The sequence below is a fragment of the Enterobacter cloacae complex sp. 372C4 genome (assembly GCF_050030615.1).
In the GTDB taxonomy this organism is placed as follows: Bacteria; Pseudomonadota; Gammaproteobacteria; order Enterobacterales; family Enterobacteriaceae; genus Enterobacter; species Enterobacter intestinihominis.
In genome coordinates, this window is record NZ_JBLGUQ010000006.1 from 1 (window position 1) to 1,627 (window position 1,627).

Here is a 1,627-nt window from a genome sequence, read left to right on the forward strand (position 1 = left end):
AGGAAGTGCCGCTACTTATAACGCAAATAGTCCCACGACAGCTGCCAGTAATCTATTGATGGTAGAGGGTACTGGTGGTCTTTGGGGTTATGTAAGCCCGCAAGGTGCCAATGATGGAAGATATAACGAACGTACTGGCTTCTATGCCGCACCGGGTGGGGCTGGGGTTAATTATTTTGATGCTTATGCACCAGTGTTAGTTATGTCGAGATACCAGAACGTACTTGGCATGCTACAGATTGCGCCAACAACGGGACGCGCAGCAGTCAGGGGAAGAAATGGTGACAATTTCTCTTCATGGAATGAGCTCTACACCACTGGCAATACCACAAAATCCAGTGACGGTACGCTTAAGGCAGCATCACCTGTTGCCCGTATTGTGAAAAGCCAGGAGGAATGCCAGCGCACTGATATTGACGAACAAGGATTCGCCTGGTGCGGCTGTGGCACGGCGAACGCAGAGGCGGAGGGGATAACCCTTTCCCGCCTCGATATTGGGGTTTACATGCTGACTGGTTCGGCAGGCCTTGCGTCTGAGGGATGGCAGTTACTGCCGCCAATGGACCCTGGCGGCATGGGGGAACTGGGTGTGACTGAAGCTGAGCAAACCGCTAACGGAGAGCTGACTATCCGCCTGTTTAAGCGAAAATACATGCTGGGCGATGACGGGGAGATTATCAAAACGAAAGGGGAACCGATGGACGTGCCGGTGAACAGCTGGATCGATGTTCGGCTCGATATGCCCGCTGATTCAGTTTTCAGGCGTGGACAGTACAGTCTGCAAAGTGACGGAGAAAGTTAGGCAACTGTCGGACCGCGGAGGTCGGCCAGTTCTTTTTCAATGATTTTTAACCGTTCGGCCAGCTCTTTGATGGCCTCAACATACAGGGCGCTCATAGCACTGTAGTCCACGGTTTTAAGGTCGTTAATTTCCTCTCCTGCTGGTGTAGTGCCAGTCCCTCCAGAACTCACAGCAACGGGCAGAACCTTTTCCAGATCCTGGGCGATGATGCCTGCGCTGCGTACCGACTCCGATTCTGTGAGCTGAATGCCGAACGTATAACCCGTCAGGGAACAAATCTTCTCCAGTGCTTTACTGACGGGTTCTTTATCGAATTTCACGCGCTCGTCTGAGGTCTGATTCATCGTGACGCAGGTAAACTTACCATCAGCCCCAAATGCAAAAGAGTATCCATTGGAGCCGCCGTTATCATTATTGTCAGGGCGGATCTGAATAATCCCTGTTTGGCTGGAATAGATTACTCCTCTAGACGCCCCACCTGTACCATAAAACCACACATGAGCATTTTGATTGTCAGCTGGGGCCAAAACAGCGATTTTAGTTTTGCATTCCATATCAGAAGTAGTCGAAATTTTTGCAGATGCGCTGATGCTATTCTGACAGGTAATAGGATTACGAAACTCAAAGCTATCACCGATGAAAACGTATTTCCCAGCGTAAAATGTGAAGTCTCCTTTCCCCATAGCACCATTAGAATTACCGCCGCACAGTATGCGCGCGTCATAGTCGTTAGTACCAAGGAAATGGAAATCCACAAAGCTTGCAGAAGAAGGTTTTTTGGCGCCAATTTCGAGGCTTCCGAAGTTGGGGGTGGCGCTGTCTCCC

At 50.4% G+C, this 1,627-nt stretch carries 2 protein-coding genes; one reads left to right on the forward strand and one right to left on the reverse strand.

Translation table 11 applies throughout. The features are described from left to right. Positions 1 to 58: 58 nt before the first annotated feature. Positions 59 to 802, forward strand: coding sequence for a hypothetical protein (locus tag ACQG11_RS25910; protein ID WP_426728937.1), 744 nt, complete (start codon positions 59 to 61; stop codon positions 800 to 802). On the opposite strand, the gene ACQG11_RS25915 is transcribed toward ACQG11_RS25910, so the two are convergent. Next, positions 799 to 1,627: tail fiber domain-containing protein (locus tag ACQG11_RS25915; protein WP_426728936.1), on the reverse strand; the 829-nt coding region annotated here is incomplete at its 5' end. The two genes, ACQG11_RS25910 and ACQG11_RS25915, sit on opposite strands and share 4 nt — an antisense overlap.